At 69.1% G+C, this 25,344-nt stretch carries 22 protein-coding genes and 1 pseudogene; 10 read left to right on the top strand and 13 right to left on the bottom strand.

Features of this window, described 5'->3' with window-relative positions:
- Positions 1–61 precede the first annotated feature (61 nt).
- Positions 62–616, top strand: a complete 555-nt coding sequence (locus tag FBT69_00775) for a thioredoxin family protein (GenBank protein MDL1903333.1) — start codon at positions 62–64, stop codon at positions 614–616.
- Positions 617–692: 76 nt separating this feature from the next.
- Here FBT69_00775 and FBT69_00770 read toward each other — a convergent pair whose 3' ends face one another.
- The 4 genes from FBT69_00770 to FBT69_00755 all read right to left on the bottom strand — a co-directional run bounded on the left by FBT69_00770 (position 693) and on the right by FBT69_00755 (position 5,178).
- A complete protein-coding gene (locus FBT69_00770) occupies positions 693–2,162 on the bottom strand; it encodes a hypothetical protein (GenBank protein ID MDL1903332.1) in 1,470 nt (489 codons plus the stop codon).
- Positions 2,163–2,196: 34 nt separating this feature from the next.
- Positions 2,197–3,126, bottom strand: coding sequence for a DNRLRE domain-containing protein (locus tag FBT69_00765; GenBank protein ID MDL1903331.1), 930 nt, complete (start codon positions 3,124–3,126; stop codon positions 2,197–2,199).
- A 48-nt stretch (positions 3,127–3,174) separates the two neighbouring features.
- Entirely contained in the window at positions 3,175–4,215 is a 1,041-nt protein-coding gene (gene gap, locus FBT69_00760) for a type I glyceraldehyde-3-phosphate dehydrogenase (protein MDL1903330.1), read from the bottom strand.
- 87 nt (positions 4,216–4,302) lie between these two features.
- Complete coding sequence (locus tag FBT69_00755) at positions 4,303–5,178, bottom strand: sugar phosphate isomerase/epimerase (GenBank protein MDL1903329.1); 876 nt, start codon at positions 5,176–5,178, stop codon at positions 4,303–4,305.
- A 411-nt stretch (positions 5,179–5,589) separates the two neighbouring features.
- Between FBT69_00755 and FBT69_00750 the strand changes: the two genes are divergently transcribed.
- The 3 genes from FBT69_00750 to FBT69_00740 all read left to right on the top strand — a co-directional run bounded on the left by FBT69_00750 (position 5,590) and on the right by FBT69_00740 (position 8,063).
- Positions 5,590–5,814, top strand: coding sequence for a hypothetical protein (locus FBT69_00750; GenBank protein ID MDL1903328.1), 225 nt, complete (start codon positions 5,590–5,592; stop codon positions 5,812–5,814).
- A gap of 96 nt (positions 5,815–5,910) precedes the next feature.
- Positions 5,911–6,777 (top strand): tryptophan 2,3-dioxygenase, encoded by an 867-nt coding sequence (locus FBT69_00745; GenBank protein ID MDL1903327.1) that lies wholly within the window; start codon positions 5,911–5,913, stop codon positions 6,775–6,777.
- Positions 6,777–8,063: an aminotransferase class V-fold PLP-dependent enzyme gene (locus FBT69_00740; protein MDL1903326.1), complete on the top strand. Its 1,287-nt coding sequence runs from the start codon at positions 6,777–6,779 to the stop codon at positions 8,061–8,063. Before FBT69_00745 ends, FBT69_00740 begins: the two co-directional genes overlap by 1 nt.
- A gap of 78 nt (positions 8,064–8,141) precedes the next feature.
- Here FBT69_00740 and FBT69_00735 read toward each other — a convergent pair whose 3' ends face one another.
- From FBT69_00735 to rpsO, 4 genes are all read right to left on the bottom strand, one after another.
- Positions 8,142–9,050: a two-component sensor histidine kinase gene (locus FBT69_00735; protein ID MDL1903325.1), complete on the bottom strand. Its 909-nt coding sequence runs from the start codon at positions 9,048–9,050 to the stop codon at positions 8,142–8,144.
- A 68-nt stretch (positions 9,051–9,118) separates the two neighbouring features.
- Positions 9,119–9,403: a cold shock domain-containing protein gene (locus FBT69_00730; GenBank protein MDL1903324.1), complete on the bottom strand. Its 285-nt coding sequence runs from the start codon at positions 9,401–9,403 to the stop codon at positions 9,119–9,121.
- A 297-nt stretch (positions 9,404–9,700) separates the two neighbouring features.
- Positions 9,701–11,872, bottom strand: a complete 2,172-nt coding sequence (gene pnp / locus FBT69_00725; protein MDL1903323.1) for a polyribonucleotide nucleotidyltransferase — start codon at positions 11,870–11,872, stop codon at positions 9,701–9,703.
- 228 nt (positions 11,873–12,100) lie between these two features.
- Positions 12,101–12,370, bottom strand: a complete 270-nt coding sequence (gene rpsO, locus FBT69_00720) for a 30S ribosomal protein S15 (protein ID MDL1903322.1) — start codon at positions 12,368–12,370, stop codon at positions 12,101–12,103.
- A 207-nt stretch (positions 12,371–12,577) separates the two neighbouring features.
- Here rpsO and FBT69_00715 point away from each other — a divergent pair, with 207 nt between their 5' ends.
- Positions 12,578–13,828 (top strand): pyridoxal phosphate-dependent aminotransferase, encoded by a 1,251-nt coding sequence (locus tag FBT69_00715; protein ID MDL1903321.1) that lies wholly within the window; start codon positions 12,578–12,580, stop codon positions 13,826–13,828.
- A 235-nt stretch (positions 13,829–14,063) separates the two neighbouring features.
- Here FBT69_00715 and FBT69_00710 read toward each other — a convergent pair.
- Positions 14,064–14,282: pseudogene (locus FBT69_00710) on the bottom strand (hypothetical protein).
- A 272-nt stretch (positions 14,283–14,554) separates the two neighbouring features.
- Positions 14,555–15,748: a hypothetical protein gene (locus FBT69_00705; GenBank protein ID MDL1903320.1), complete on the bottom strand. Its 1,194-nt coding sequence runs from the start codon at positions 15,746–15,748 to the stop codon at positions 14,555–14,557.
- Here FBT69_00705 and FBT69_00700 point away from each other — a divergent pair.
- From FBT69_00700 to FBT69_00690, 3 genes are read left to right on the top strand one after another with little or no spacing between them, the layout of a single operon-like run.
- Positions 15,480–16,553 (top strand): KpsF/GutQ family sugar-phosphate isomerase, encoded by a 1,074-nt coding sequence (locus tag FBT69_00700; protein MDL1903319.1) that lies wholly within the window; start codon positions 15,480–15,482, stop codon positions 16,551–16,553. The genes FBT69_00705 and FBT69_00700 overlap by 269 nt on opposite strands.
- Before the next feature lie 47 nt (positions 16,554–16,600).
- Positions 16,601–17,071 (top strand): phenylphosphate carboxylase subunit delta, encoded by a 471-nt coding sequence (locus tag FBT69_00695; GenBank protein MDL1903318.1) that lies wholly within the window; start codon positions 16,601–16,603, stop codon positions 17,069–17,071.
- On the top strand, positions 17,055–20,159 hold the full coding sequence (locus FBT69_00690; protein ID MDL1903317.1) for a hypothetical protein: 3,105 nt from the start codon (positions 17,055–17,057) through the stop codon (positions 20,157–20,159). The genes FBT69_00695 and FBT69_00690 overlap by 17 nt, the downstream gene beginning before the upstream one ends.
- A 1-nt stretch (position 20,160) precedes the next feature.
- Here the strand turns inward: FBT69_00690 and FBT69_00685 are convergent, their stop codons facing one another.
- Positions 20,161–20,709, bottom strand: coding sequence for an NADH-quinone oxidoreductase subunit C (locus tag FBT69_00685; GenBank protein ID MDL1903316.1), 549 nt, complete (start codon positions 20,707–20,709; stop codon positions 20,161–20,163).
- Between the two features lie 26 nt (positions 20,710–20,735).
- Positions 20,736–21,410, bottom strand: coding sequence for a hypothetical protein (locus FBT69_00680; protein ID MDL1903315.1), 675 nt, complete (start codon positions 21,408–21,410; stop codon positions 20,736–20,738).
- Between the two features lie 190 nt (positions 21,411–21,600).
- Here FBT69_00680 and FBT69_00675 point away from each other — a divergent pair, with 190 nt between their 5' ends.
- Positions 21,601–21,960, top strand: coding sequence for a hypothetical protein (locus FBT69_00675; GenBank protein MDL1903314.1), 360 nt, complete (start codon positions 21,601–21,603; stop codon positions 21,958–21,960).
- Between the two features lie 57 nt (positions 21,961–22,017).
- On the opposite strand, the gene FBT69_00670 is transcribed toward FBT69_00675, so the two are convergent.
- Entirely contained in the window at positions 22,018–23,850 is a 1,833-nt protein-coding gene (locus tag FBT69_00670) for an alpha/beta hydrolase (protein MDL1903313.1), read from the bottom strand.
- Between the two features lie 340 nt (positions 23,851–24,190).
- On the opposite strand from FBT69_00670, the gene FBT69_00665 reads away from it, so the two are divergent.
- Complete coding sequence (locus FBT69_00665) at positions 24,191–25,306, top strand: hypothetical protein (protein ID MDL1903312.1); 1,116 nt, start codon at positions 24,191–24,193, stop codon at positions 25,304–25,306.
- The last annotated feature ends 38 nt before the right edge of the window (positions 25,307–25,344 follow it).

Raw genomic sequence — 25,344 nt, 5'->3', positions numbered from 1 at the left:
GATGACGCTCGCGGCGCCGCTCGCATCAGCCCAGGACGCCGTCAAACCCGCCGCCGTCAAGATGGCCGACACGGAGAAACTCGTCGGCCAGAAGGCACCGGACTTCAAGCTGGTGGACACCGAGGGCAAGACGCACGTCCTGAGCGAGTACGTGAAGAAGGGCAACGTCGTCGTGCTCGAGTGGTTCAACGGCGAGTGCCCCTACGTCGTGAAGCACCACGCCCACAACAAGACGATGGCGGACCTTGCCAAAGCCTACAAGGACAAGGGCGTCGTCTGGCTCGCCATCAACTCGGGCCACGAGGGGAACTCGACAACCGGCCCCGAGGTGAACGAGAAGTTCCGCAAGGAGTGGGGCATCGCGTACCCGATTCTCCACGACTACACCGGCGAGACCGGCCGCGCCTACGGCTCCAAGAACACGCCGACCATGTTCGTCATCGACAAGAACGGCATCGTCGCGTACGCCGGCGCGATCGACAGCGACTCCAGCCCCAACCGCCTCGGCCAGACCAACTACGTGAAGGACGCGCTGGAAGCCGTCCTCGCCGGCAGCACCGTTGCCACGCCCTACGCCAAGCCCTACGGCTGCTCCGTGAAGTACGGGCGCAACTGATCCGATCGCTCAATGCGAGCGCAACCACACCGGCCCGGGCCACGCGCGCCCGGGCTGTTTTCGTTTGTCGGGTCCGTCAGTCCTGACGGTAGAGGATGATCCGGTCCGCGTTCTCGTCGATCCCGGTGATGTCGGTGTCCCCGTCGCCGTCGCGATCGTGGAGGACGGCGCACGAGCCGGCCATGACCGCAGGGAGCGTGAAGCGCATCGTGAAGACGCCGCTGCCGTTATTGGTGTAGACGTGGAAGTCCCCGGAGCCGTAACTCGACGTGACCATGTCGAGGCTGCCGTCGCCGTCGAGGTCGCCGAGATCGATGGCGATCGGAAACTCGCCTGAATCGAACCACGTCTCAGGCCCCAGCCCGCCCAGCCCGTCGCCGAAGTGGATGGCGGCACGCCCGGCGGACGAGCACGCGACGGCGGCGTCTGGGATGCCGTCGCCGTTGAGGTCGCCGCACGCGACCATCCACGGGCGCGAACTGGTGGGGATCGACCCGTGGAGCGTGAATCCGCCCGCGCCGTTGCCGAGCATCGTCGAGATGCGCGAGTTGCTCCACCCGATCACGATCAGGTCCATGACGCCGTCGCCGTTCATGTCCGCTGCGACGACGCCGGTCTCGCCGTTCACGCCCGCATCGAAACTGACGGCGGGGTCGAAGGTTCCATCGCCGCGATTGCGCAGGAACGAGAGCGTCGAGGAGACGCGGTTCGCGGTCACGAGGTCCGGGAAGCCGTCGCCGTCGGCGTCGAACGCCGCCAGCCCGCGAGGCTGCTGTCCCACGGCGTACTTCACCTGCGGCAGGAACGTGCCGTTGCCGACACCGATCAGGATCGAGACGTTGTGGTCCAGGATGTTGGCGACGGCGAGGTCCACGATGCCGTCGCCGTTGAGGTCCAGCCCCTCGTTCGGGCTGCAGTGAAGCCCCGCGCCGTAGTGAACCGGTGCGGTGAACGTGCCGTCGCCGTTGTTGAGGAAGACGGAAACGTTCGAAGTGGCCTCGTTCGGCACGGCGAGGTCGAGGTCGCCGTCGTCGTCGAGATCACCGCCGTGCGCGCCGTAGGGGACGTCGCCAGGGATCAGCACGCCCGTCATCGTGAAGTTCAGCGAACCCGGCCCGGTGCGTGCCCAGAAGCCCGACGTGAACCCTCGATCGAGCGAGTCACCGTTGATCGCCTTCAGCCCACGCGAGACCTGAACGGTCACACGCTCACCGGGCGAGTACGGCCGGGGGCGCACGAAGGCCACGGTGCGGCTGTCCAGCAGCACGTGCTCGCCCGCGACCGGGCCGCTCCAACGCCCAGCCACATTCAGCGTGAGCGCGTCGAGCGTCGCGGGATCGATCGGCAGCGTGAAACGGACGATGACGACGCCGTTGCGATCGAACCCCAGGAACTCGGGCGGCGGGACGACCGATTCGACCGCGAAGCGCGGTTGAACAAGCGCGGCAGGAGGAGCGACCTCCGGCGTTCGCTGCCCGATCGCTATCGGCGTCAGCACGGCTGCCGCAACCGTCGCCGCGGTCATCATCGCACGTTTCAACACCATCTTCGCACCTCCCCGGCAGACCGCCCGATCTCGCTCAGCCGCAGCCCGCGCTCCAAGCGTTCAGGAACGCCAGAAAGTCGATCGTGTTCACCGTCCCGTCGCCGTTCAGGTCGGCGCGCTCCTCGCCCCCGGCCCAGTCGTTGAGAAACGCGAGGAAGTCGAGCGTCGTGACCTCGCCGTCGCGGTTCCAGTCCGCGACGCACGGCGGCTGGAACTCGACCCACAGCGCCGGACGAACCGCGGGGTCGGGGTTCTCGCGCGTGTCGAACCGCTTCGCGCCGGGAATCACGCTCTCGTCGGCGATCACGATCCAGCCGAAGTTCGACGCCGGATCATCGAGCCAGGCCTGCACGTCGGCCACCATGCGGCCGGTCGAACCCCAGACATACGGCCCGACAGCGCCGACCACGATGCTCGCGGAAGACGTCGGATCGAAGTCACCGCCCGGCGCATCCCAGAACTCGCCCGGATAGAACGTGTGGAGCCACGTGGCGTCGCCAGGCTCAGCGGCCGCGCCCTGGCCTTCGGCCCCAACGGCGTCCGAGGCTCCTTCGCCCCAGTCTCGCACCACGCGATGGACGGCGACATCGACGCCGCCGACGATCGTTTTCGACATCTGGAGCGTGAGCGTCACGCGGAGGATGACCGAGCCTTCGGGCACCACGCCCGCGACGTCGAACGCGACCAACGCCCTCCGCTTTTCTCCCAGCGCGGTCGTGCCCGCGAAGCAGTGCTGCCCTGCACCGTTGCTCAGCGAGCCGTCGTCCGTTTCGCAGAGGGTGTTGTCGCGCACGGCCACGAGCCTCGCTTCATCCACAGCGCGCGAAAGCCCGCCCGCAGCGCACGACGCGACCAACGCGCAACCGATTGTCGCTCTCCGCACGGGCGGCCTCCGAAGACTCGCGGCGTTCCCGCCAAGCCACTGTACCAGAGGCGCCCGGGCCGACAAAGGCCATCGAACCATGGACGCGACCGATGCCGCTGAACCGAGGGACTCCCCGCGGTTGCACGCTCAGGCGACGCCGTCGCGTGTTGCCATGAAGCGGATCAAGTCGATGCACCGCGCTGCGTATCCGGCCTCGTTGTCGTACCACGACACGACCTTGAAGAACCGATCGTTCAACTGGATGCACGCCTTGGCGTCGTAGATCGACGAGCGGCGATCCCCGATGAAGTCGCTCGACACGACCTCTTCGTCGGTGTACCCGAGCACGCCGGACATCGTCCCTTCCGCCGCCTGCCGCATCGCCTGATGGATGGCGTCGAGGGTGGTCGGGCGTGCGGTGCGGAATGTCAGGTCAACGGCCGAGACGTCCGCGGTCGGCACGCGGAAGGCCATGCCGGTCAGTTTGCCCTTGAGGCTCGGGATGCAGAGCGTAACCGCCTTGGCCGCGCCCGTGCTGGCCGGGATGATGTTCTGGTAGGCGTTGCGGCCGCCTCGCCAGTCCTTCTTGCTCGGGCCGTCCTGCGTGGGCTGGGTGGCCGTCGCCGCGTGCACCGTCGTCATCAGCCCTTCATCAAGCCCGAACGAATCGTGGATGATCTTGGCCACCGGCGCGAGGCAGTTCGTCGTGCAACTCGCGTTCGAGACCACGTCGTGCTTCCCCGGGTCGTACTGCTCGTGGTTCACCTTGTAGCAGAGCGTCGGCACCTGCTCGGTGCTCTTCGTCGGGGCGGAAATGACCACCCGCCGGCAACCGTTGTTCTCAACGTGCTTATGCGCGCCCTCGTAGTCGGTGAACAATCCCGTCGATTCGAGCACGTATTGCACGCCCGCATCGCCCCACGCCAGTTTCGACGGGTCGCGCTCGGCCGTCGTCCGTGTCGCGCGCCCATTCACGGTGAACGACGAATCCGTCGCTTCGATCACCGCCGGCTTGCCGCCGAGCGTGAATCGGCCGTGCATGGTGTCGTACTTCAGCAGGTACGCCAGGTTGTCGGCGGGCACCAGGTCGTTGACCCACACGATCTCCAAACGCGGGTCTTCCGCGGCGATGCGGTACACCAGCCGACCGATCCGTCCGAACCCGTTGATCCCGATCCGAATGGCCATGACCGCACCTCCGGGCCTGCTCAGGCCGCGACTGCCGTTGCGTCCGTCGCAACACTAGAGACCACGCCGACCGACTTTCCAGCACGATCAGACCACGGCCAATGATCGACTGCCGGAGACGGCACCGCCGGCCGCTCGCGTCGCGCCGATCCACTTGTGCAGCGTCTCGTCCGCAGCGTGCAGCGCCTGCTCCGCGGGATCCAGGCCCGGCAACCACAGCCGGTCCCACTCGTAGACGAGCCAGCCGCCGAAGCTCTCTTCCGAGAGGGCGTCCACCGCTGCCCGGCAGGGCACGTCGCCGCGGCCGAGCGCACACGGCTGTCCGCCAGCCAGATCCTTCACTCTGGCGATCCAGAGCCGATCGCCGAGCGTGCGGATGGCGTCGCGAGGCTGCTCGCCCGCCGCATGCCCGACCGCGACCGAGTAGGCGGCTCCGAGCATCGGATGCCCCACCCGGTCGATCAGGTCCATGAGGTCCGAAGCGGTGTGGAATGATCCGCCGTTCTCGACGACGATCCGCACCCCGCGCGCACGCCCCGAGTCCGCGACAGCTCGAAGTCGTGGCGCGATCCGGCTCATGCACGATTCAACCCTCTCCCGCTTCGGCGCCTCGAACCCGAAGACACGCACGAACGCACACCCAAGGCTGTCCGCCAGTTCAACCTCTCGCTGAGCCAGGCGAACCTGCCGCATGGGGTCGCCCAGAACCAGCCCCACGACCGGCGGCGTGATCGGCGCGTCAAACCTCGCCGAAGTAGCCAGACACGGGATCGCCAGACCCGCTTCGACGGCCAGCCGTCGCGTCTTGTCGGGGTCAGTCAGGGCCGGGTCGCACGCCAGATCGGTCGATGCGGACCCGAGCGTGCGCAGTTCGACGCCGTCGAACTCGAGATGGGCGGCGAAGTCGAAGACCTGCCCCAGCGTCCATTCCGGACAGGCCACCGTGCTGAATGCCGTCTTCATGCCATCGCCTCGTGTCGTCCGTGAGTCGTCGATCGCGCAGATCGGGTGAATGCGGCTCGATGGTAGTGCCACGTCGGGAACCGTCAAACAGCACACGATCGGCCTCACCGACCGACTGCGATACCCGAACTTAAACCGATCGACAGCGCATGGCCACGCGGGCTGAAGTCCGATATTGACTGGAACCGGAGGTCACAAAAATGTCGAACAACCTGTAAGAGACCGGGAATACAGGACTTAGCGACAGGTGCCGCCCCCACAACCCGCCTCGGCGGCACTCCTGACCCGGCAATCGACTTGCGCACGATAACTCGACCGAAGCGGCCCCCCGCCACGGCCGATGGTGATATCGGTATGGCAGGGAGACTGCACAGGTTGCGAGGCTTGGAGACTCCCATGATCTGTCCGCGAATGAGCAGCAGAGCCGCCCTCGGGGGCCTCATCGCCCTCGCCTTGGCCGCCACGGGCTGCGGGTATTCGGCGGCCGAGGAATCCATGCTCCTGCGGGGCGTGGTCTTCCAGCCGTTGGCCGGCGACGGCTCCAGCATCGAGCCGGTCCACGCCCGCCGGGCCGCGCTGCTCCGCAACGACCTCGCCGCCGCTGACCGCGGCTCGCTGGACAGCATCGTTCGCTAGCCGCCGTTCGGGCCACCGGCTGTCTGACCGATTGTCTAGGCTCCCGAACCGGGGCGTGTGGGCACTGCCGCCCCGCGAGCACGACGGGAGCGACCGATGCCCTCCGACCAATCCGGCCCGCCGTCGCGGGTGGACATGACCACCGACCTCGAAGGCCGACTCGACTACGCCGGGTACCTGTCCCTCGACACGCTGCTCAGCGCGCAGCGCCCGCTGTCTTCCCCCCCCCATCACGACGAACTGCTCTTCATCATCCAGCACCAGACCACCGAACTCTGGTTCAAGCTCATCATCCACGAGTTGCGGGCCGCGATCGAGCACGTGCGGCGCGATGAACTTGAACCGTCGTTCAAGATTCTCGCCCGCGTCAAGCATGTTCAGTCGCAGTTGCTCGACCAGTGGAGCGTGCTCGCAACGCTCACGCCGAGCGAGTACGTCCAGTTCCGCCACGTGCTCGGCCCGGCGAGCGGGCTGCAATCCGCCCAGCACCGTATGGTCGAGTTCCTGCTCGGTGCGAAGGACGAGCGGATGCTCGCTGTGTTCCGCCACAAGAAGGAGACGCACGCCGAACTCGAGCAGGCCCTGCGGGCGCCCAGCCTCTACGACGAGTTCCTCCGCCACCTTGCTCGACGCGGGCTTCCGATCCCCGATGACGTACTGCGCCGCGATACCTCGCGCCCGCACGAGTCGCACCCCGGCGTGATCGACGTGATCAAGCGAATCTACGACGAGCCGCGTTCGCACTGGGACGCCTACGAGATGTGCGAGAAACTCGTGGACGTTGACGAGCAGTACGCGCTCTGGCGGTTCCGCCACCTCAAGGTCGTCATGCGGATCATCGGCTTCAAGCGCGGCACGGGCGGCACCGCCGGCGTCGCCTATCTGAAGCACGCCACCGAACGCACGTTCTTCCCGGAACTCTGGGACGTCCGCACCCTCGTCCAAGGCCCGGGGGGCATGTGATGGCACACGGCACGCAGGTTCTCGAATCCCCCCCGCCCGGTGTCTCGTTCGGAGCGGAGATCGCCGATGCCGTGCGAGCGATGGGCGACGGCGCGCTCACCGAGGAAGACCTCGTTCGCCACGTCCACCCGCTCTTCTCTCGCGTGCTGCGCCGGGATGAAATCTACCTCTCGAACCATTCGCTCGGCCGCCCGCTCGACCGAACCGCGGACGACATCCGACACGCCCTCGACCTGTGGTACGAGCGGCTCGACGGCGCATGGCCGTCCTGGATCGAGGCATCGAGCCGCTCTCGCGCGATGCTCGCCGCGCTCGTCGGGTGCTCGCGGCCGGACGCCGTCGTGCCGCGCGTCTCCGCGGGGCAGGGGCTGCGAGCCGCGATCAACTCGCTCCCGACACACCGTCCGCGGATCGTCACGACGCGGGGCGAGTTCGACTCGGTCGATTTCATCCTCAAGACCTACCAGCGCAAGGGGAGGGCGGACGTACGCTGGGTTGCGCCGGACGATCGCGGCCTCTTCTCCGCCGACGCGATCATGGACGCCATCGATGCCGACACCGACCTCGTCGTCGTCAGCGTCGTCTACTTCGTCACTGGCCAGGTTCTCGAAGGCCTCGACCGCATCATCGCGCGAGCCCACGACGCCGGCGCCCTCATCCTGCTCGACGCCTACCACGCCGCCGGGGCAATCCCGTTACAACTCGACCGTCTCGGCCCGGACTTCGCCATCGGCGGCAACTACAAGTACACGCGCGGCGGCCCCGGCGCGGGATGGCTTGCCATCAACCCCAGGCACCTCGAACAAGGCCCGCTTCCCGCTCTCTTTACGACGGACACCGGCTGGTTCGCCAAACGCGACACCTTCGCGTTCCGGCGACCCGAGCGGCCGGAACTCAGCCCCGGCGGGGACGCCTGGCTCGAAGCGACCCCGGCCGTCCTCACCTGCTTCCAGTCGCTCGCAGGGCTGGAGCTCACGCTCGCACTCGGTGTCGAGCGGCTGCGCGGCTACAGCCTTGAACAGCAGGCCTACCTCGAGGATGAGATGGCAAGAGCAGGCGTTCCTGTGCTCGATGTCGAGCCGCACGGGGCCTTCCTGCTCGTCCCGACTCCCCAGCACGCCGAGATGACGCGACGGCTGCACGAGGCAGGCGTGAACACCGACAGCAGACCAGCGCCGCACGACCCCTCCTCCGGCTACGTGCGACTCTGCCCCGACATCCTGAACACGCGGGACGAACTCCGCCGGGCTGCGACCATCATCGGTGGTGTGTACGGCACACTCTAACCATGCGCCGATGGTGGAAACTCGCCCGCTCCCCTCCTCTTCCTCCCGTGTCATGGGGCAGCGCCTTTGCAGGCCACGCTACTCCCGCTCCTCTTCCTCTGAGCCCTGCGCCGGCAACACGACCGTGAAGTCCGTGCCCTTGCCCACCTCGGAGTGGACCTCGATCCGGCCGCCGTGCGCTTCGACGATCCGCCGCGCCGTCGGCAGGCCGAGTCCCGTGCCGCCCGATCGCGTGGTGAAGTAGGGATTGAAGATTCGACCGAGTGTTTCCGCAGGGATGCCCGGGCCAGTATCGATGACGTGGATGACGAACGATGCACCGTCACTCGCGCCCTCGTGCCCTGTTCGAACGATCAGTTCACGCGGGCGGTCGTCGCCCAGACCCGCCATGGCCTGCACGGCGTTGAGCATCAGGTTGAGCAGCGCCTGCTTCAGATGGGCCGCATCGACGACGGCAGCGAGAGAACCCGGCGCCAGGTCCGCCCGAAGCCGCACGCGATGCCGCTCGGCTTGGGGCATGAAGAAGTCGATCAGTTCGCTGACCACCCGGTTCAGGTCCGTTGGCGCGGGGTCGAGGCGGAGTTCGCCCGCGTACTCCAGAAAGTCCGTCAGGATGCCCCGGAGCCGATCGACCTCGCGCCCGAGGGAGTCGAGTCGCCGCAGCAGCCGTCCTTTCTCGTCCGATTCGCCCGGAATCTCGCCGACGCCCTCGCGGAGGAGTTGCACGTTCAGGCCGATGGTTGAGAGCGGGTTCTTGATCTCATGCGCCAGGCCACTCGTCATCGCTCCGAGTTCGGCCAGTCGCTCTGCCCCCCGCGCCCTGCGTTCCGCGGCCCGGACCCGCCTGACCTGCCGTCGGAGCAGCCCCCTCGCCATCAGCGCGGCGAAGGCGACCCCGACGGCGAAGCCGATCATCGCTGGCGCAAACCACCCCGGGAGAAGTCGGGCTTCGGTCGAGATCGCGATGGCGGTGTTGACGAGGATCAAGCGTGCCGAAGGATACCGGCCAACCTTCGTTCACCGCGAGACGCGCCCCCGCGCCGGGGCCGGCTCGCTCACCGCCTCGGTGTGCGGGCGTAGTTCCGCTTCGGCATCACCGTCACCACCGGGTCCGAGCGGCGCACTCTCGTAGCCTTCCAGCCCTTGTCCGATATCTGGGCGTCGTAGACAACCGACGAGCCATCCTTCAACGCGCGGAACCCATCCCCATCGATGGCGGAGAAATGGACGAAGATGTCCTGCCCATCGGGGCCGATGATGAAACCAAACCCTTTGCGCGGGTCGAACCACTTCACGACACCCTCGGTCTCCGTGATGGTCTGCGGCGGCAACTCGGTCATGCAACGATCCCCCAACGTCGCGTGAAGACGCCCACACCCGCACCAACGAACGGCAGAGACGAGAACTTGCTGTCATGCCGGGACTTCAACACAAACCCCCTGCACCATCTGCCGCGGATCGCGGCACGCACGAGCGAGCGCCGCGGTCGCGATGCCACGACAGCCCGACCACGGACCTTGTCCAGATTACCAGAAACGCGCCGGCGGTCAACCGGACAGGCGCAGGAGGAGCAAAGCGCGCGCAAACACCCTCCACGAATGGGGTTAGCGCACACCACCCCCGACGGCCCAGGTTGCTCAAACCCCCGCGGCCGAGGCCTGCTCCGACATCGCCTGCTTCCGGCTCAGTTTGATCCTGCCCTGCTCGTCCACGAGGATCACCTTCACCTTGACGATGTCGCCGACCTTCACCACGTCGGTCACGCTCTTGACGTAGCCCTCCGCGAGTTCGGAGATGTGGCACATGCCGTCGGTGCCCGGCGCGAGTTCGATGAACGCGCCGAAGTCCTTCACCGAGATCACCTTGCCGTTGTAGACCGTGCCGACCTTGATCTCCTCGCAGAGCGCCTCGATCTCGGCCCGGGCGGCGTCGATCGACTCGCCGTTCGGCGCGGAGACCATCACCGTGCCGTCGTCCTCGACGTCGATCGTGACGCCGTGCTTGTCCTGCAGGGCGCGGATGGTCTTCCCGCCCGGCCCGATCAGCTTGCCAATCTTCTCCGGGTGGATGTTGAGCGTGATGAGGCGAGGGGCGTAGACCGAGATCGACTCGCGCGGCCTGGCGATGCACGCTTCCATGCGGTCGATGATCCTGAGCCGGGCGACGCGGGCCTGCTCGAAGATGCGGGTGATCTGCTCGACGTTCAGGCCGCGGGCCTTCAGGTCGAGCTGAATCCCCGTGATCCCGCCGCGGGTGCCCGAGACCTTGAAGTCCATGTCGCCGAAGAAGTCCTCCTCGCCGATGATGTCGGTGACGAAGACCTCTCTCCCGCCGGAGTCATCCGTGAACCGGCCGACGGAGATGCCGGCGCAGGTCGCGGTGATGGGCACGCCCGCGTCCATCAGCGCGAGGCACCCGCCGCAGACCGAGGCCATCGACGAGCTGCCGTTCGACTCGGTGATGTCGCTGACGACGCGGATGGTGTACGGGAACACGTCGGGCGAAGGGAGGATCGCCATGAGCGACCGCTCCGCGAGCGCGCCGTGCCCGATCTCTCGCCGCCCCGGCCCCATGATGCGCTTGGCCTCGCCCGTCGAGAAGGGCGGGAAGTTGTAGTGCAGCGTGAACTTCTTGGAGTACTCGGGGATCAGCCCGTCCACGATCTGCTCGTCGCGGGCGGTGCCGAGCGTGCAGGAGACGAGCGACTGGGTCTCGCCGCGCTGGAAGAGAGCGGACCCGTGCGTGCGGGCGAAGACGCCGACCTCGCACTCGATCGGGCGGATCTCGTCGAACTTCCGTCCGTCGGCCCGCACGCCGCTCTCCACGATGAGGCGTCGGGTGATCTTCTTCTCCAGCGTGCGGAAGGCCTCGACCGCCTGTGCGCGCGCCCTGGCCGACTTCGCGTACTCCTCGTACGTGCCGCCGGTCCTGAGGGGGAAGTGCTCGTCGAGCACCCTCGCCCGCAGGGCATCGACCGCGTCGTTGCGTTCCTGCTTGCCGGGCAGTCTCCGGGCCGCGGTCAGGGGCGCCTCGGCGACCGCCTTCACCTTCGCAACGACTTCGGGGTCGGGGAGCGAGAGGTCGCCGACGCGCTTCTCGCGCCCCGCTTTCGCGGCCAGTTCCTCGATCGCGGCGAGCGTCTCGGCGATCTGCGACTGCCCGAAGCGGATGGCCTCGACCATGTCCGCCTCGGTGATCTCCGCCGCGCCGACCTCGATCATGTTCACGCCGTCCTTGTGCCCCGCGAGCACGAGGTCGAGGTCGGAGTAGTCCATCTGGCTGACGGTGGGGTTCACGACGAATCGCGGCCCGTCGTCGGTGTGGATGCGCGCCACGCGAACGGTCGCCGTCGGCCCTTCGAACGGCGCGTCAGAGATCGCGAGCGCGGCCGACGCCGCCGTCCCCGCGAGCACGTCGGTGTCGTTCTCGCCGTCGTGGCTCATCACCCAGACCTGGACCTGGATCTCGTCCACGAACCCGTCGGGGAAGAGCGGCCTGATCGGGCGGTCGATCATCCGCATCGTGAGGATTTCCTTCTCGTTCGGCGCGCCCTCGCGCTTTCGGAATCCGCCCGGGAACTTGCCCGCCGCGGGCAGTTTCTCGCGGTAGTCCACCGTGAGCGGGAAGAAGTCCAGCCCCTCGCGTGCGGGCGCGCGGACGACGGTCGCCAGCACCGTGCTCTCGCCGTAGGTGGCGAACACCGCCGACGACGCCTGCCGTGCGATCCGGCCGGTCTCCAGGACGAGCGTGCGACCGCCGATCTCGCGCTCGACGCGGACCGCGCCCAACTTCGACGCATACTGACCCATGTGCTTCCGCCTCTTTCATCATCGCCGGTCGGCGCGCGCCCATTCGCGGGCGCATCGCGGGCCGGCACGTGCGTGTGCGGCTCCCCCGGCCACCCGAGAGGCAGAAGGCAGGATGCAGCCTGTTCCCACGACGATCGGCTGCCGCCTGCCCACTGCCGCTGAGGACCGGCAGGCCGCGTTCTCAAACGAATCGGGCCTCCCCGCTCGCGCGGACAGGCCCGTGCTGGTTCACTTCCGCAGGCCGAGCCGCTGGATGGTGTCCAGGTAGCGGTCGCGGTCGGTCCTGGCGAGGTACCGGAGCAGGCGGTTGCGCTTGCCGACCATCATGATCAGGCCGCGCCGCGTGTGGAAGTCCTTGCGGTGCGAGCGCAGGTGCTCCGAGACCTGCTTGATGCGGTCCGTGAGCAGGGCGATCTGGACTTCGGGCGAGCCGGTGTCGCCCTCCCGGCGGGCGAAGTCCGTCACGATCTGTCTGCGGGTCTCGGCGGCGGTCGCCATGGCGCGTTGGTTCCTGGCCTGAAGGGTGGCACGGTCGCCCGGCGCAGTCCCACCGCGCCGAGCCATCCCGTCGAGGGCCGATCCTAGGCCGAGGCTGCCCGGCCATCAACCGATCGGGCCTGCCGCGCTCCTCCCACCCCCCGCGCTTCACCCACGGGCCGTATCCTCCCTCCGTCCGGCGTCGGACCGCCGGCCGGGAGGACACCCATGCGGCTTTCCAGCCGGGTCGAGGGCCTGAAGCCCTCCGTCACCGTCGCCTTCGGCAACAAGGCCAAGGCCCTCAAGCGTTCCGGCGTGGATGTCCTCGACTTCACGCTCGGCGAGCCGGACTTCGACACCCCGCAGCCCATCAAGCAGGCGGCGATCGACGCCCTGCTCGCGGGCCAGACCAAGTACATGCCCACGCTCGGCGACCCGGCCACGCGCCAGGCCATCGCGGACAAGTTCACGCGCGACAACGGCATCCCCGGCCTGACCGGCGACCACGTCGCGATCTCCTCCGGCGGCAAGCACTCGCTCTACGTCGCCATGCAGTGCCTGCTGGACCCGCCGCCGCCGGGGCAGGCGCCGCTCGAGGTCATCATCCCCGTCCCCGGCTGGGTGAGTTACGCGCCGATCGCGGAACTCGCGGGGGCGCGCGTCGTCGAGTTGCCCACGCTCCCGGCCAACGACTTCAAGATCACGCCGGCGCAGCTGCGCGACGCCATCACGCCTCGCTCGCGGCTCCTCATCCTCAACAGCCCGAGCAACCCCTGCGGCACGATGTACACCGAGTCGGAGCTGCGCGCGCTCGCCGCCGTCATCGCCGACGCCGCGCGCTCGACCGCGCCCGACCTCGTCGTCATCTCCGACGAGATCTACGAGAAGATCGTCTACGGCGGCATCGCGCACTTCTCGATCGGCTCGGTCCCCGAGGTCGCCGACCGCGTTCTCACGGTCAACGGCATGAGCAAGGCCTTCGCGATGACGGGCTGGCGCGTCGGCTACGCCGCGATGCCCGGCGAGTTCGGCAAGCGCCTCATCGGCGCGATGGCGACGCTCCAGGGCCAGATGACGACCAACATCACCTCCTTCGTCTACCCCGCGATCCGGGCCGCGCTGGCCGAGTGCGCCGCCGACGCCGGGCGCATGCGCGACGCCTTCGCGCGCCGGGCCGATCTCATCACGCGGCTGCTGGCGGGCGTGCCCGGCGTGCGGACCGTGCGCCCCACCGGCGCGTTCTATGTTTTCCCCGACGTTTCATCGCACTTCGGCCGCACGTCGCCGGGTGGCCGGCGCATCGACTCGTCGCTCGCGCTGTGCGAGGCGCTGCTGGACGAGGCCCGCGTCGCCATCGTCCCCGGCGAAGACTTCGGCGGCTGCGCGAAGAACCACGTCCGCATCACCTTCGCCTGCTCAGAGAGCCAGGTCGAGCGCGGCGTGGCGGCGCTGGGTGGGTTCCTCTCGCGCCTGGCGTGAGGCCCCCGGCCCCGCGGCGGTGCGGCCCTGCGCCGATGTGTCCCCGCGCACCATCCGCGATACCCGTCCGCTGCCGGGTCCACGCCCGTCGCCGGCCCATGAACGCCGACCGTCGATGGCCCGACGGCGAGCGTGGATGCAGCAACAACGGCTGTTGATGGATCAACAGCGACCGTTTGCGGGCTTCCGCGAAGGTCCGCACGCGGTTCCCGCACGCGCCGGGGCGTTTCGCGCAGCATCCGCGCCCCCTCCCCCGCCCCCGGCACGCCCTACCAGCCCCGCGTCTCGCTGATGCAGAGCGGCGAACTGGCCCTGCGCTGGAAGTGCGACAACCCCGCAGGCTCCGCGGGAACCATGTACGAGGTGCAGCGCCGCGTCGGCGACGGGGCGTACGTCTTCGTCGGCTCCGTCGGCGAACGCACCTTCGCCGATGAGTCGCTCCCCGCCGGGGCCGCCACCGTCCTCTACAGGGTCACCGCCGTCCGCTCGACCAGGCGCGGCGAGCCGGCGCTCTTCGTCGTCAACTTCGGCGTCGGCGGCGTCTCCGTCTTCACCGCCTCCGCGGGCGAGCAGGACGAGAACGCCGAGCAGGGCGAGCGCGTCCGCCTGGCTGCCTAGCAAGCCGACACGATCAGAAGCACGCGGGGCGTCGGGCGAAGGCCCGGCGCCCTGTTTCACTTGAGAAAATCGCCAAATGGCCAAAGCGCCAAAGGGCCAAATGAACAACTAAGAATCTTCGCCGGGCGCGGGCGAGGGCAGCGCGTCATCCTCCCCGCGCAGCCGCAGCACGAACCGGCCGCTCTCGGCCTCGTGCATCACCGAGATCGCACGCCGCCTGACCAGTTCCAGCACAGCCAGGAACAGCCCGATCGCCTCCGGGCGCGTGCGCCCCGCGAACAGGGCGCGCAGCTCGATCCCGTCCGGCTCGCGGCGCAGGCGGTCCAGCACGTCCTCGGCGTGCAGCTCGATCGGCGTGTCGTCCGCGACGACCTCGTGCTCGCCCAGCCGATCGAAGGCCACCGTCTCGCTGATGCGCCGGAACGCCTCGACGAGATCGATCAGCGACACGTCCTCCAGGTCGATCTGCTCATCGCCCTGCGGGTCGGCCGCCGCCGCCCGGTCGAAGCCCGCCCGCCCGCCGGGGAAACGCCGCTGCCACTCGTCGTGGCGGCGGGCCAGCTCGTCGGCCACGTCGCGGTACATCTTGTAGGCGAGCAGCTGGCGGACGAGTTCGGCCCGCGGGTCGTCCGCCTCGCGGCCCGACTCTCCTCCCCCGCTCCCCCCCTCACCCTCACCCGCCCGTGCCCCCCCCTCGGATGGAGGCCGGAGCAGGCGCGACTTGATCTCCATGAGCGTCGCGGCCATGACGAGAAACTCGCCAGCCCGCTCCACGTCCACGCGCTCGACGTGCGAGAGAGAGCCGAGGTACTGGTCCGCGATCGTGGCGACCGGGATGTCCGCGACGTCCACCTCGGCCTTGCGGATCAGGTAAAGCAGCAGGTCGAGCGGCCCCTCGAACGCCTCCAGCCGCACCGTGTACTCGCCCTGCGCCACCCGCCGCTCCTTGCGAACCCCGCCCCCCACGAATCCCCGTCCGGTCCGTCCGCCCCTTGCTGCTGCTTTGCTTTCCCGGCCAGTGTACCCTTCCCTCATGCCGCGGACCCGACCGGCGCAGCCGCCCACCGCGCCCCCCACCGCCAACCCGCCCGCCGAGGCCGAACTCGACTTCGCCCGGGGCGTGATCCGCGCCGAGGCCGACGCCCTCGACACCCTCGCCGACCAGCTGGACTCGCGGTTCACGCTCGCGGTCGACCTGCTCGCCCGGTGCCCCGACGCGGGCGGCGCCGTCCTCGTCACCGGGCTGGGCAAGAGCGGGCTGATCGGGGCGAAGATCGCGGCGACGCTCTCCTCGCTCGGCATCCCCTCGCACCCCGTCCACCCCACCGAGGCCGCCCACGGCGACCTCGGCCGGTTCCGACCCGCCGACACCGTCATCGCCCTCAGCCGCTCCGGGGAGACGGACGAAGTCGTCAACCTCGCGGCGGTCCTGCGGCAGGACGGCATCCCGATCATCTCGATCACCGGCGGCGACGGACGCGACCCCGACCGGCCCCGGTCGAGCCTGGAACGGCTCGCCACGGTCGCGCTCACGCTCGGTGACGGCGACGAGGCAGGGCCGGTCTCCGCGCCGACCTCGTCCACGGCCGCGACGCTCGCGCTCGGCGACGCCCTCGCCCTCGCCGCCGCGCGCCGGCGCAACTTCACCGACGCCGACTTCGCCAAGCGCCACCCCGGCGGGGCGCTGGGCGGCCTGCTCCGTCCCATCACCGAACTGCTCCGGTTCCGCGCGGGCGTGAACACGCCGCTCATCCCCCACGACCGCTCCGTCGCCGACGCCCTGCGCGAAGCCTCGCGGGCGGGCCGACGACCGGGCGCGATCTTGCTGGTGGACCCGGCGAGCGGCAGGCTCTCGGGCATCTTCACCGACGGCGACCTGCGGCGGCTCATCCTGCGCGACGCGGCCGAACTCGCACGCCCCATCAGCGAGGTGATGACGCGCTCGCCGCGCTCGCTGCCGCACGACGCCCTGCTGCGCGACGCGGTCCGCATGGTGCGCGAGCACCGCCAGGACGAGATCCCGGTCGTGGACGGCGAGGGCCGCCCCGTCGGGCTGCTCGACGTGCAGGACCTCGTCGCCATGCGCCTCGTCAGGAACGACCCGTGAGCGTCCCCGCCTCCGTCACACTCCTGATCCTCGACGTGGACGGCGTCATGACGGACGGGTCCATCGTCTACGACGACCGCGGCGGCGAGACCAAGGCCTTCAACGTCCGCGACGGCTTCGGCGTGAAGCTGTGGGTCGAGGCGGGGGGGGCGTGCGCGATCGTCACCCGCCGCGGCGGCGAGGCCGTGCGCAGGCGCGCCGCGGAACTCGGCATCGAATCCGTCATCGAAGCCGCCGGCGACAAGGGGGATGCCGTGCGGGAGGTCTGCCGGCGAACGGGCGTCGCGCCGGACCGCGCGGCCTACCTCGCCGACGATTGGCCCGACCTCGCCGCCATGCGCCTCGTCGCCTATCCCATGGCGGTGGCGGACGCGGACCCGCGCGTGCGCGAGCGGGCACGGTTCGTGACGCGTGCGCCCGGCGGCCGCGGCGCGGTCCGCGAGGCCGTCGAGCACCTGCTCGAAGCACGCGACGCGCTCACGCCGCTCTTCCGGAGGTACGATGGCACCCAGACCTGACCCAGCCCCCCCCCGCGACCCGCGCCGAACCGTCATGCTCGCGTCGATCGCGCTGGCGGGCGTCGTCGTGGTCGCCGTCGTGTTCCTCGCGGTGCGCGGCCCGGGGGCGAAGCACGGCACGAACCCGGGCGACTTCCCCGACCTCATCCCGCCCGGCGCGCGCGACGCGACGCTGCTCGGCGGCCAGCCGCAGCCCACGGGCGCGTCCGGCCTCTTCGTGCAGGTCATGGACCGCAACGACCCGACGCGGCTCGCCGGGGAACTGCGCTCGCGCACGGTGCAGCCGACGAACCCGGGGCGGTACCACGTCGGCACGCCGAGGGCCTGGATGTTCCTGAAGGACGGGCGGGCCGTGCACGTCGAGGCGAACGAGGGCACGCTCTACATGCCCGACCGCTCGCGCGAGCCGGAGTCCGGGCGCTTCGTCGGATCGGTCGTCATCCGTCTCTTCGAGATGCCGGCGGACGGCACGAGGCCGGACATCGACTCCGACGAACCTGCCCTCACAGCGCGCACCGAGTCGCTCACGTTCGACTTCACGCTCGGCGAGGTCTCGACGCCGGACCGCCTCCTGCTCAACGGCCAGGGGGTCGAGTTCGCCGGATCGGACGTGAAGATTCTCGTCAACCAGGTGCTCGAACGCCTCGAGGTGGCGACGGTCGCGCGCGGCGAGTACCTCCGCGTCGATCCCGCGGAGCGGGCCCGCTCGACCGCCCGCATGCGCGAGCGCCGCGAGGCGGCCGCGAGGCCCGAGCCTGCCGCCACGCGGGCCGAAGCCGACGCACGGCCGGGCGCGACCGTCCGGGCCGACCGCGCGGCCGGCACGCCGCCACCCCCCCCAGCGTCCGAGCCTGCCCCGGCCGTCGAGCCGAAGGAGTCGTTCTATCACGCGCTCTTTCAGCGCGAGGTGGTGCTGACGCAAGGCTCGCAGTCCGTGCGCGGCGACCGGATGAGCGTCTGGACGCGCCTGCTCGACAACCGGCTTCCCGAGGATGCGATCGGCGAACCCCGCAAGGCTGAACCTGCCCCGACACCCCCGCCGCGCGTCACGCCGCGCGAAGGTACCGGGGAAGCCGTCGTCCGTGAAGCGCCGAAGCCGCAAGCCGATCGCCCGCCCGAAGCGCAGACCCCCGCCGCCGTTCCCGTCTTCGGTCGTCCCGCGGCCGACGGCCCGGCGGAGCTGACGTGGACCGGGCCGCTCGAGATCCGTCCGCTCGCGGATCGTCCGCCCACACTCGCCGAAGACCACGTGGCGGCTCGCATCACCGCTGAAGAGACGGGCGTCGTCCAGCTCGCCGATACCGAATCGGGCGGTACGGGCCGGGCCGCGCAGGTTGACTACGCCGCGACGCGCCGGGTCGTCGTCCTCAGCGGACAGGGCCAGGAAGGCGTGCTGCTGGAACAGCCGGGCGAATCCGGCGGCTCGGTCCGCGTCGGCAGGCTCGAGCTCCCGCTCGACACGGGCGTCGCCGTCGCGCGCGGCTCGGGCGTCGCTTCGTCGATGAACGGCCTGAGCCGCATCGACTGGGGCGAGCGGGCCGACCTCTGGTTCATGGTGCGCGACGGCACCATGACCGGCGAACTGCTGCGAGCGGACTTCGTCGGCAAGGTGCGCGCCGCCGAGGAGGATGCCTCGCTCGAAGCCGACCTGCTTCGCGCCGTCTTCGAGCCGAACGCCCCGCAGGCCGCCGGGCTGCGCAGCATCGACGCGATCGGCGCGGCCGTGGTGAACGACGGCAAGGGCGGTGGCGGCGGACCGTGGGACAGGCTCCGCATCGACTTCGTGGCCAACGAAGCCGGCGACGGCGTCGATCCCGTCCGCGTCACCGCCGAGGGGAACGGTCGCTTCCGGCAGAACGACGCCGAGGTTCGCGCCCGCGCGATCGACGCCGACCTGACGACCGATGACCGCGGCGCGGTGGTCGCGCAGACCGTCTCCGCACGCGGGGAGGTCCGATTCTCGCGCCGCTCGGATCGCCTGCGCATCGAGGGCGAATCGCTCTGGGCGAACCTCGACGAGCAGCGGCTCGAAGTCGCGGGTGATGGAACGCTCGTCGAACGCGAGGGGACGCGCATCACCGGCGACGAGGTCCGCCTGGACGGCACGCGCCGCACCGCGACCTCGCTCGGGGCGGGCACGTTCGAGCACCGCACCCGCAACCCGGGCGAGCCGCCCACACGCACCCACGCCGAGTGGGCCGCGGGCATGACCTTCGACGACCGGACCGGCATCCTTGAAGCGACCGGCGATGTCGTTGCGATCAGCGAGCCGGACCCGGTCTCCCGCGACACGATCCGGGCGGAGCGCGTTCGCGTCGAACTCGAACCGGCGCCCGAGGGCGAGGCCGTCACGCTCGACTCGACGGACCCGGCGGCACAGTCGCGTTCGCGGCGCGTGCTGCGCATGCACGCCTGGGCCGCACCGCCCGAAGCGGACGATGACACCGTTCCGATTCCGGCATCCGTTGAGAGCACGCGTTCGATCGACGCCGGCCCGGATGCGCCCCCACGGCTGGCGCGGGCCTTCACGCTCTTCGGGCACGAGATCATCGCGGACAACACGGCGGGCACGCTCGACGTGCCGGGCGCGGGTCGGCTCATGGTCGCGGACCTGCGCGCGGACACCGAAGCCGGCTCGAATGACGGCAACCGCGGCACCGCGCTCTTCGACTGGTCTCAGTCGTTCCACGTCGATCAGGCGAAGAGCGAGGCGACGATGCACGGCGGCGTGCGGCTGAGCCATCGAAGGCTTGCCGACAGCCTGCGGACCGACCTCGAAGCGGAGTCGATCACCGCACGCATCCGCAACGCATCCGCCGACGAGGCCGGCGACCTGAGCGGCGAACTCGAGTACGCGACCGCCGTCGGCAAGGTCTGGGTGCGATCCGGTCGGCACGAGCTGACCGGGCACCGGCTGGAATACGACGCGATCGCGGGCACAGCCGAGGCTTTCGCCGATGAAGGGGGGGTGGTCACGGTGGTCGAGGTCGGGCGAACCTCGCCGGTGACGGCGCGGCGCATCTTCTGGAATCTCGTGACGGACCGGATCGAGGTGCGCGAACCGGGGCCGGCCCGCGCACCGCGCTGACTCACGCGCTCGAACGGTCGATCACGCGGTAGGACTCGCGCTCGCCACGCCCGCGAAGCGGGTAGTCCTTGCGCAGCGGGTGGGCGGGGTAATCCTTCCACGTCAGGATGCGGCGCAGGTCGGGGTGGTTGCGGAAGCGGATGCCGTACATATCGAAGACTTCGCGCTCGCGCCATTCCGCGCCGGGCCAGAGGTCCGTCACCGAATCGACCCAGAGCGCGGGGTCTTCATCGATGCCGTCGGTGGGGATCGAGGGGTCGAGGAAGGTCTTGACAAAGAAGCGGTCGTCGCGCAAGGTGGAGACCAGGTTGTAGACGACCGCGAACCGGCCGGGCATCCTCGCGGGGTAGTTCAGGTAATCGACCCCGAGAACGTCGGAGAGGAAGTCGTACCGGGCGGACTCGTGGTCGCGCAGGAGTCGCATTACCTCGTGCAGGTCCGCCGGTTCGACGATGAGCGTGGACTGTCCGCGGAACTCCGTGGCACGGAAGCGCTTGCCGGGGAAGTGGCCTTTCACGAGGGCGAAGGTCGGGTGATCGAGATTCGGCATGGTCGGCTCCGCGTGCGGGGATCAGTCTAGGGCATCGCCCGCGCGGCGTCGGCGAGAGCGGATTGCTGCTCCTCGGCGGCGTCGGCCAAGAGCACGACCGGAACGTCGGGGCGGCAGGCCGTGAGGAACCGAGCAAGTCGCCTCGCGCCGATCGCCCCATGACCGACTTGGCACCGCACGAGCGACCCGGCGGAGACCTTCGCGTCGCTGATGAACAACGCCGCGCAGGCCGAGTGGTGGCCGAGCGAGCCGGCGATGCGGTCGAGATGGTCGTCGGCGTGGTCGAGCATGCCGGGCGTGAGCAGCGCGGCCGGTTCGAGCACGAACCCAAGGCCGGGATGTTCCGCCAAGAACGCGGCCGTTCGAGGGGCATCCGAAAGCACGTCGCCAGCGGCGGGCAGGAGCCAGAGCCGCAGGCCGGACTTGGTGACCTCGCCGCAGAAGCGGGAGAGCGTGGCCCATGACTGGCGGCTCCAGGTTCGGACGGCGGCTTCGGCCGGGTCTGTGGCGTCAATACGACCGGTCGGGAGAAGCAGGCGCGGTGCCCCCGCGAACTCAACCGCGAGAACGCGGGGATCGTCTGCCAGTGGGTTCGAGTCGGCGAACACGGCGAAGGGCGGCTCAGCATCGGCGAAAGCACGCAGCAGTTCGGCACCGTCGGGTGTGCGATGCCAGAGGACGAGGCGGTCGGAGGCGATCACGCGGGAGGGTAGGGCGTGATTCGGTTGCGCAAGCGATGCGCGATGAACGCGGTTCTGGCCGGTCCCGAAGATGGAAGCCGATAGTGGTCGGCTTCGTGCGGGGGGCACGAGGATGGCGGCTCGGCCGGAGGCCGGCGGTAAAAGGCGATGCACGGGCGGGAGGCCTGGAGACGTCGTGGAGAATCCGGCCATGACCGACAACCTGTTCGAGGGCGTGGCGTGCGGCACGATCCGGGCGCGAGAGGAACGCGAGCGCAAGGCGAGGCTCGAAGCGACGGCGAGTGAGAACTCGCAGGGACAGCCGCACGCTCACGGTCGCGGCTCGTCGCGAGAGAGCGGGTCAGGGGGCCTGAGCCGTGAACAGTTGATGTCCCGGATCCTGGAACTGACCGGAGGACGCTCGCGCGACTTTCTGGAGGGATTCACAGACGAGCGGCTGGCGGACTATCTCGAACGGCTGCTGGCGAGCCGCGAGCCGCGCGGGCCGGGGGCACGGTGGGTCCGGAGAGGTGAAACACCCGCGATCATGGCGCGTGAGTCGGATGCGTGACACCCGCATGGCTGCAACGATCGCCTTGGATCGCGCGCAGCGACACCGCACCATCCCTCAATTACCGCTCGCAGGGGCGTCGCTGACGCCGAGCAAGATTGCCGCATATCGGCGCAGCCTGACCCCCTGATCAACTGCTCCATGAGCCTCCAGGACGTCCGCCAGCGACTCGAACTGTCGCGGCAGCCGGTCGGAGTCGGGCGCAAGTGCCCGATAGCCCAACCACAGCCGACGAGCATCCGCCGCACGATCCTGATCCAATAAACCCAGAATCTGCCAATAGAGGTACTTCCCGTCGTAGATCGCCGATCCGCTCCACTGCGAGCGATGTTCGGAGATGATCGACAGGAATGCATCCAGACCGTCGTCGAGCAGGCTTCGCGCCTCTCGAGGGGTAGGGGCGCGATCCGCGTTGATCGGATACCGAGGAGAACCTGTGCCTGGTGGCGCGTGTTCGAGACACGGAGAATCCAGGCCCGGCGATGCGGACATCCAGGCGACAAACTCATCGTGCGCATGCCCGCCACGCAGGTGGACGTTCAGGAATGACTCGATGGCGACCATGACAGCCTCGTGGCCGTCGCGTGCCTGTCTCGCTGGTTCACCGCCGCCGAGAACGGTCCGGGCAAGTCCCACGCGGGTGTAATCGTCGTGACCCATCCCGCGGAGCGTGAGGTACCAACGATCGGCGTTCACCAGCAAGTCTCCAAGTTCAAATCCTGCGTGGGGTTCGGCCACGAAGAGCAGGGGCGAACGTACCGACTCCTTGCGAGCAAGCACCGGCTCAAGGAACGACCACATCCACGTGGTCGTCACGCGAGCAGGGTCTTGAGTTGTTTCAAGCAAGATGTAGGCAGCCATCGGATTCGAGGACGTCGCCGCATGCCGCAAAGCCACCTGTGCTCCGAGGCTATGGCCGATCATGGCGGTTCGAGTCACGTCCGCGTACGGAAGACTCGCTACCCACGAAAGCAGCACGTCTACGTCTTCGGTCGACGCCTCGGCGCCATCAATCGAGAACTCCTCGCGTCCCGAGGCATGGAAGTCGCTTGTTACAACGATATACCCGCTCGACGCGAGATCTTCGAACATGGGTACGTTTTCAACGAAGCTCGAGGCCGCCCCGCAGTGATAGACGATGATCGGGAACCCGTCACAAGGAAGAGCAGGCGGTGCGTTCGGAACCGCGCTCACCGTGCCGAGCTCGGATGGGCGACGGATCGCTACCCCGGTGCCATCAGAGTCGCGAGTTTCGACCGCAGGCTGCGGCGAATTCTGCTCGAAAACACCGGCAGAGTAGGCCTCGAACCACTTCGCGAAGGCAGCCTCGCTCGGACTCCCGGATAGAACCTCCATCTCGTGCGCGCGCGACGGCTCTTCCCTTGCGGATGCAACCGCGGGATACCAGACCAGCCAAACCAGCGGACGGGCAACCCGACCCGCACCGTCTCTGTCGCCGGGAAGCCAGACTGCTTGCTCCTGTCGAGAATGGTCCTCTCTCACTGTTGCCATCACGCCGACGCGGTACGTGCCGACCTGCGGCAGGTCTTGCTTCACGCAAGAACCACACCCCGCAAGTGCGAAGCTTCCAGCCAAGAACGCATGCATGAGCGTGGTCGACCTCCGCCCATGTGCCGACATTGCCCTCTCACTTGCGGATCGGCGCGCCAAGTCACCGTGCATGTTGCGATCGCCTCGAAGTGCTCCCCTGATATGCCTCGACGCGAACCCCGTTCGTGCCCAGAGTTGCACGTACATCCTACTCGAAGCGCCAAACTGCCTGAACCGAGGGGCAACCACCCTGACGCCCCGACACCCGCCCCGTTCCCTTGGAGGGCGAGTCCTCCTCGTTGTGAAGCAGCTTCGCCCACAACTGGGGGTGGTGTACATGCCAAGGGCAATCCCGGGCCGAGGGCATCTCGTTCAGGACAGGTCGAGCCGTCGTCAAGAGACCAGCCCCGCGTCCGCCGGCCCTACCGCATTGCTGTTCACAGGACTTTGGATTACTGGACTCATGTCGGGGCGTCTGGGGGCCGATCCACAGTGCTGGGCGGCTTTTTCTCGGCTCAAGTGCCGGGGGAGGCGCGTCCGATAAGGCCCCTCCGAGGGGCGTGTCGCGGGTGCGTGAGGCCAGGGGAGCCGGCCTTGCCGCGACGGTAATGGTCGGCGGCGCAGGAGGGTGCGCTGTGCGGCCCGGTTGGTTCGCCCAGAGCGGCACGGGGGCTCCAGCATGGATCGCAGCACGAAGGCGAGACTGGCGACGGGTTCAGTGGCCGCGGCGACGATAATCGCGGCAGCGGGGTGCAGTGTCGGCGGGTTCGGACAGCGGTCCTCGACCGCGGCATTACCCGCTGAACAGCCAACCACGCCGAACCATGCGGAGCCGATCCCCGGACTGATCGCCCAGGTCGGGCCAGCCCACGGCGGCGGCTCGGTTGGCGCGAACGCCTCGCCGTTCACGGACGGGCGCGTCGGGGCGGACTTCGACCCGAGCGTCTCGCCTGACGGCCGATTCGTAGTCTTCGCGAGCACGCGGCACCGCGAGACGCCCGACCTGTTCCTGAAACACGTCGGCGGGAGCGTGCTGACGCAGTTGACGGACGAGTCGTCGAGCGAGGTGATGCCGGCGATCAGCCCCGACGGCAAGCGCGTCGCGTTCGTGAGTGACCGGAACGGTGCGTGGAACCTCTACGTGATGCCCGTGACGGGCGGCAGGCCGGTGCAGTTGACGCGCGACGCATCGCCCGATCTGCATCCGTCGTGGAGCCCGGACGGGACAAAGATCGTGTTCTGTCGCCAGGGGCGTTCGTCCGGACGGTGGGAGTTGTGGGTTGTCGATGCGGACAACCCTTCGGTGTCGCGGTACATCGGCGAGGGGCTGCTGCCGCGTTGGTGCCCGGTGCAGGGGACGGGATCGGGCGGCGCGGATCGGATCGTGTATCAGCGGCCGCGAGAGCGCGACGACGGCGCATACGGCGTGTGGATGATGGACTTCGCCGGGGGTGAGGCGGGGTCGCCGATGCACCTCGTGTCGCTGCCGGATGCGGCGTGCATCAACCCGTCGTGGAGCCCGGACGGCCGGCACGTTGTGTACTCCGTCGTGCCAACGGACGGGGCCGCGGCGTCGGGCCAGTTGTGGATGACAAACGTCGAGGGATCGTGGCGGGTCGCCCTGACCGGCGGGCCGTGGCGCGATCACCTGCCCGTGTGGGCGAGCGACGGGCGTGTCTACTTCGTGTCGAACCGAACAGGGACGGAGAGCATCTGGAGCGTTGATGCGGGGCGCGTGCTGGCGTCGGCCGCGGCGAGCGGCGGGCCGATCGCCCAGGTCGAGTCCAGCGACTGACGACTGTGTGCGTAGCGGGTCGGCGCCGACTGGCCCAA

Source organism: Synechococcales cyanobacterium CNB (genome assembly GCA_030263455.1).
Taxonomy (GTDB): domain Bacteria; phylum Planctomycetota; class Phycisphaerae; order Phycisphaerales; family UBA1924; genus CAADGN01.
This window is presented reverse-complemented; position numbering and strand designations above follow the sequence as displayed.

Bases quoted from the DNA above. Each gene is read 5' to 3' on its own strand.
- gap (MDL1903330.1), bottom strand. From the start codon at position 4,215: ATGGCCATTCGGATCGGGATCAACGGGTTCGGACGGATCGGTCGGCTG.
- FBT69_00695 (MDL1903318.1), top strand. From the start codon at position 16,601: ATGACGGACGGGTCCATCGTCTACGACGACCGCGGCGGCGAGACCAAG.
- FBT69_00740 (MDL1903326.1), top strand. From the start codon at position 6,777: ATGGCACACGGCACGCAGGTTCTCGAATCCCCCCCGCCCGGTGTCTCG.
- FBT69_00685 (MDL1903316.1), bottom strand. From the start codon at position 20,709: ATGCCGAATCTCGATCACCCGACCTTCGCCCTCGTGAAAGGCCACTTC.
- FBT69_00700 (MDL1903319.1), top strand. From the start codon at position 15,480: ATGCCGCGGACCCGACCGGCGCAGCCGCCCACCGCGCCCCCCACCGCC.
- FBT69_00705 (MDL1903320.1), bottom strand. From the start codon at position 15,748: ATGCCGAGCGAGGAGAGCGTCGCCGCGATCTTCGCCCCGATCAGCCCG.
- FBT69_00755 (MDL1903329.1), bottom strand. From the start codon at position 5,178: ATGAAGACGGCATTCAGCACGGTGGCCTGTCCGGAATGGACGCTGGGG.
- FBT69_00715 (MDL1903321.1), top strand. From the start codon at position 12,578: ATGCGGCTTTCCAGCCGGGTCGAGGGCCTGAAGCCCTCCGTCACCGTC.
- FBT69_00730 (MDL1903324.1), bottom strand. From the start codon at position 9,403: ATGACCGAGTTGCCGCCGCAGACCATCACGGAGACCGAGGGTGTCGTG.
- FBT69_00690 (MDL1903317.1), top strand. From the start codon at position 17,055: ATGGCACCCAGACCTGACCCAGCCCCCCCCCGCGACCCGCGCCGAACC.
- FBT69_00670 (MDL1903313.1), bottom strand. From the start codon at position 23,850: ATGTACACCACCCCCAGTTGTGGGCGAAGCTGCTTCACAACGAGGAGG.
- FBT69_00675 (MDL1903314.1), top strand. From the start codon at position 21,601: ATGACCGACAACCTGTTCGAGGGCGTGGCGTGCGGCACGATCCGGGCG.
- pnp (MDL1903323.1), bottom strand. From the start codon at position 11,872: ATGGGTCAGTATGCGTCGAAGTTGGGCGCGGTCCGCGTCGAGCGCGAG.
- FBT69_00750 (MDL1903328.1), top strand. From the start codon at position 5,590: ATGAGCAGCAGAGCCGCCCTCGGGGGCCTCATCGCCCTCGCCTTGGCC.
- FBT69_00745 (MDL1903327.1), top strand. From the start codon at position 5,911: ATGCCCTCCGACCAATCCGGCCCGCCGTCGCGGGTGGACATGACCACC.
- FBT69_00665 (MDL1903312.1), top strand. From the start codon at position 24,191: ATGGATCGCAGCACGAAGGCGAGACTGGCGACGGGTTCAGTGGCCGCG.
- FBT69_00770 (MDL1903332.1), bottom strand. From the start codon at position 2,162: ATGGTGTTGAAACGTGCGATGATGACCGCGGCGACGGTTGCGGCAGCC.
- rpsO (MDL1903322.1), bottom strand. From the start codon at position 12,370: ATGGCGACCGCCGCCGAGACCCGCAGACAGATCGTGACGGACTTCGCC.
- FBT69_00775 (MDL1903333.1), top strand. From the start codon at position 62: ATGGCCGACACGGAGAAACTCGTCGGCCAGAAGGCACCGGACTTCAAG.
- FBT69_00765 (MDL1903331.1), bottom strand. From the start codon at position 3,126: ATGGTTCGATGGCCTTTGTCGGCCCGGGCGCCTCTGGTACAGTGGCTT.